At 39.6% G+C, this 4,059-nt stretch carries 4 protein-coding genes; 1 reads left to right on the plus strand and 3 read right to left on the minus strand.

Annotated elements, in window-relative coordinates; genetic code table 11:
- Positions 1-166 precede the first annotated feature (166 nt).
- Together GX437_11120 and GX437_11125 are read right to left on the minus strand one after the other, a co-directional pair.
- Positions 167-1,759: an ATP-binding cassette domain-containing protein gene (locus GX437_11120; protein NLJ08212.1), complete on the minus strand. Its 1,593-nt coding sequence runs from the start codon at positions 1,757-1,759 to the stop codon at positions 167-169.
- A gap of 6 nt (positions 1,760-1,765) precedes the next feature.
- The gene (locus tag GX437_11125) at positions 1,766-2,758 is read right to left on the minus strand and encodes a hypothetical protein (GenBank protein ID NLJ08213.1); all 993 of its coding nucleotides are present in this window, start codon (positions 2,756-2,758) and stop codon (positions 1,766-1,768) included.
- A gap of 190 nt (positions 2,759-2,948) precedes the next feature.
- Between GX437_11125 and GX437_11130 the strand changes: the two genes are divergently transcribed.
- Positions 2,949-3,107, plus strand: a complete 159-nt coding sequence (locus GX437_11130) for a hypothetical protein (GenBank protein NLJ08214.1) — start codon at positions 2,949-2,951, stop codon at positions 3,105-3,107.
- 97 nt (positions 3,108-3,204) lie between these two features.
- Here the strand turns inward: GX437_11130 and GX437_11135 are convergent.
- On the minus strand, positions 3,205-4,059 hold an 855-nt coding region (locus GX437_11135), incomplete at its 5' end, for a hypothetical protein (protein ID NLJ08215.1).

The raw sequence follows: 4,059 nt of genomic DNA on the forward strand, positions 1-4,059 counted from the left end.
ACTCAAGTCCCGCAGGGAGGATATTTTGGTAACAGTTTCTAACTCACTCCCAAACCTTCTCATTCAAAAATACTAATATTCCCTGTTAACAATCATGAACCTGAGGTAAGGATATAAAAAAACAGAAAATTCCTGTAATTGTAATTCTCCATTCATGGTAATACTGTCAGCAGGTATTCAGATGTCCGTCTTTCAATTCAAAATGAGAGGCAGGGATATTTTTTAACCTGACATCATGGGTTACGATGATAATCAGTTTCCCTTTTTTCTGAAAGCTTTCCATGATTTGAAGCAGGCCTTGAAAATTGCTTGTATCCATTCCGCTCGATGGTTCATCTGCCAGAATAACCTGAGGGTCTTTTAATACACTCATGTATAAAACAACCTTTTGCGCCTGTCCGCCCGACAGATTTCTGGCAAACTGAAACATCAGTTGTTCATCTTGCTTATCAAGACCGGGGAGGTTAAATGCTTTAAGCCTTTCGTCCAGAATGTATTTTAGCCTGTTTGTCCGCGTAATATATAAATTCTTTTCTGCCAGACTGATACAAAGATTTTCAAAAACTGTCATTTCCTGATTCAGACTGTCGAAAGGGTTTTGTGTCAGGTAAAAAACAGAGTCGGGAAAATGTAAGGATTCTGAGGCAATGATCTCTCCGCTGTCCGGCAATAATGTAGAATGAATGATTTTAAGCAGACTGGTTTTTCCGCTGCCGTTTTCACCTTGTATGATGTTAATACCTCTTTTGAAATTTGCATTTAAGCCTTTGAAAATCTGTTTATTAATGTAATCAGTCTGATAAGAAAAACAGATGTCTTTAAGCCGGATGCCATCTTCAGAGGAAGAAAAATTACGTTGCAGTTTTCTTCCTGCCTTTGCCGGCAAAACACCCGCACCGGGAAGTAAAATCAGGGCAAACAGCAATTTCCACCAGGAAGGATTCGGGGTATAGAAGATGACGAAAATCGCAATGGTTTGAAAAACAAGTGATCCTGTCAGTGCTTTGAAAACGGGAGATCTGAGCAGGGAAATCAGGATAAAAAGTTTTCGGTTATAAGATGTTTTGGTTCTGAAAACCAGTTTTTTAACGGAAAACTCGAGAAATTTATCAGTAATCAGGAAAGAGCCAAGTGCCACAATGAGGAATTCGAACCCGCCACCACTTCGGGCTACTCCCTGTTTGTGGACATAAATAAAGGAACCGGTTGAAATGATAATAGCCGTTGCAACAAAAGCCAGAAAGATTAATGCATTATTTCTCAAAGAGTTATGTTGATTTTCCTCTCTGCCGGCATATCTGATTTTCAGTCCGGTGTGAGTTCTGAAAAATAATTCTGTCAAAAGCAGGATCAGAATGCTGACCGCAAAAACGAGCCATGAAAAAGAAAAAACACCGGAGAAGAGGGTAGAGCCTTGTAATACAAGAGATTCCCCTATGATGATGGCTGCTGCTGAATGAATAATCAGTGTCAGTATAATACCGGCCAGTATGGGATGTACCTGAAATTTTCTGATCAGAAAAAAAACGATGGTATATACCACAATGGAGGTAATTATTGCGGAAAGTAAAGATAAAAAATATGACTGGGAATAATTAAAGGATACCACAGCCATAATGCCTGAAGCCACAGCGGCTCCCTCAATGCTGATGTCGATAATTTTCAGGTAACGGTAAAGAATACCTACTCCGAGTACAAAAGGTACCCAGATAAATCCTTCGTATAAGCCAACCTGAATTAAATCGAAGATTTTCTCCAAAAGATATTATTGAATGATGGCATTTTGGGTAAGCTCCTGAGGTAAAGTCAGCTTCATATCGTCAAAAACAGCCTTTTTATTGATATAAAAATTTGGTTTGGCAATTCGTCTGACGGGTATTTCCTCAGCTTTTTTTCCTTCAATAATTTCCAGTACGGTTTGACCTGTCAATACGCCCAAATCATGATATTCAATGGCACAGCTGAAAGCAAGGCCACCTTTTTTGACCGACATATCATCGAGGCTGAAAGTCGGAATTCCCAGTGAATGACATTCCTTTGCAATGGCATTAGAGCTTAACATGGCAAATTTATCGTGCGGAAGAATGATGGCTTCCACTTTTTTAACGATAAGTGCTTTTAACACTTTCATCACATCATCAGGAGAAGTCAGCAATCCTTTTTCAGTTGTAATACCTTCTTTTTCAAGAGATTGAATGGTCTTTTCTGCAGTAATTTTTGCAGAAATATCTCCTTCACTGTATAATATTCCGGCTTTTTTCATATCCGGCCTGATTAGTTTCATGTTTCTGGCAAGTCCGTCATAGGCACTTTCTTCGGGCATTCCGGCTACAATGGCGAGTGGGGATTTTCTGGGTGGATTTATTCCCTCCCTGACAAGAATTTCAACCCCATCGGGTTCATCAACGGCAGTGGATATCACCACAGGCAAGGATTCCCGGTACTGAGGACTATAGGCAATATTGGCCAGTAATGCCCCACAGATAACCAGATAATCCGGTTTTCCAAGCAATGCTGATTTGACCACTGTTTCAAATTTAGAAGGATCGCTTTCGGCACTGTAGCTGTTGATTTCAATGTTTTTGCCGGAAAGCTGTTCCCTGATGCCATTTTCAAGCTCCGTGAACGCATCAGCCGATACCGACCTGATAATGGTTACTTTCACGGGCTTAACTTCTTCTTTTTGCTTTTTCTGACAGGATTGAATACTGAAAATACCAAGCAGTATCAATACCAGATAAAAATATCTTTTCATCATTTTCATTTTTGTGCAAATTTATTCTTTGTCGGGAAATCAGGAACGTTATGATGCCTGAATATTTCATGAAAATATCCCTGCAACATAGTTGCTTGTACCGGATTTATTTCGGGAATCCGTTTTTCCTGTCTGCAGCTGACGGATTATGCATGACGTCAGTTATTTTTTGAAGACCTGTAAAAAGGTGTCTTTGTCTATTCTTCTCATACTAACTGTTTACTACTTCAATTTCCTCCACCTCAAACGCCTGATGCAGCAAGGCTTTGAGCAATTGCTCGGTGGCTTGTTGGTTGGCTACCACTCGCTAAAGCAGGTGGTAATTCATCTCCTGTTTATTCAATTGCAATAGTAAATTGCATTGCAATGCAAAAGAGAATTGCAACATTGAATTGCAACAGGCGTCAGCCTGTTAATAATTAAAATTTCATTTCCATTAAGGCTTTAGCCTAATCTTTTTCTTTTACTTCGAATACCTCGTGTAAAAGTGCCTTTAATAATTGCTCCGTAGCAGCCTGATTAGCCAAAACAAGCTCTTTTAATTGTTTGGTTTTGGCCAATTGCTTTTCTATTTCTGCCACGATGCGTTTTTGCTCGGAGAGTGGGGGAAGGGGGAATACAATTTCATTTAAAATTTTAAGGCTCAAAAAAGGTTGTAATCCTCCTTTTGTAAGGTCTTTATAGAATTCATCCCTTTTCAAAATGAAGTAATAGAAAATATACTTGTTGTAAATCTCTGATTGGTCAAATTTCAATATAGCAGTGTTTTTGAAACTAAATTCAAAATCCACATCAATTATAGCGGGTGTCCCACAACCTGCTCCAATATTCACAACAAGTATTTCGCCTTTTTTAGGTGTCGCTTTTAAATAAAGTTCTCTATGAAATTTTTCTGATACATAATTACAGCCATCCCAATCTATTTTGTCTGATTTTACGTGGGTAGCTGCAATATAAGGGAAGCCTTCTGCAACTTTTGGTGGTGTATTATGAAAACCATCTGTGATTTTAGAACAAATCTCCCCCAACCTACACCACACCCAATTATCAGGAATGTCAAACGGTATCTCTTCGGGTTTAATGGGTGGTAATTCTTTCTTAGGGCGGGGTTTAAACCCCGCCCTATTGATTGCGGATGGATTGGGCTTTAGCCCAATTTTTTCATTTGGGTCGGGTTGAAACCCAACCCTGGTCATTTTGATGCGTTTGAGCAATTCGCTGGCGGGTTCGTCATTGGGGTCTTGTGGCACTAACTTGCCCTGCACCGCTTCTTGTAATATGGCTTGGTTGAGCTGCTCTATGAG

The sequence above is a fragment of the Sphingobacteriales bacterium genome, assembly GCA_012517435.1.
GTDB lineage: Bacteria > Bacteroidota > Bacteroidia > CAILMK01 > JAAYUY01 > JAAYUY01.

What these genes read in the sequence shown, in the direction of transcription:
- GX437_11125 (NLJ08213.1), bottom strand. Translation starts at nt 2,758, where the DNA reads ATGATGAAAAGATATTTTTATCTGGTATTGATACTGCTTGGTATTTTC.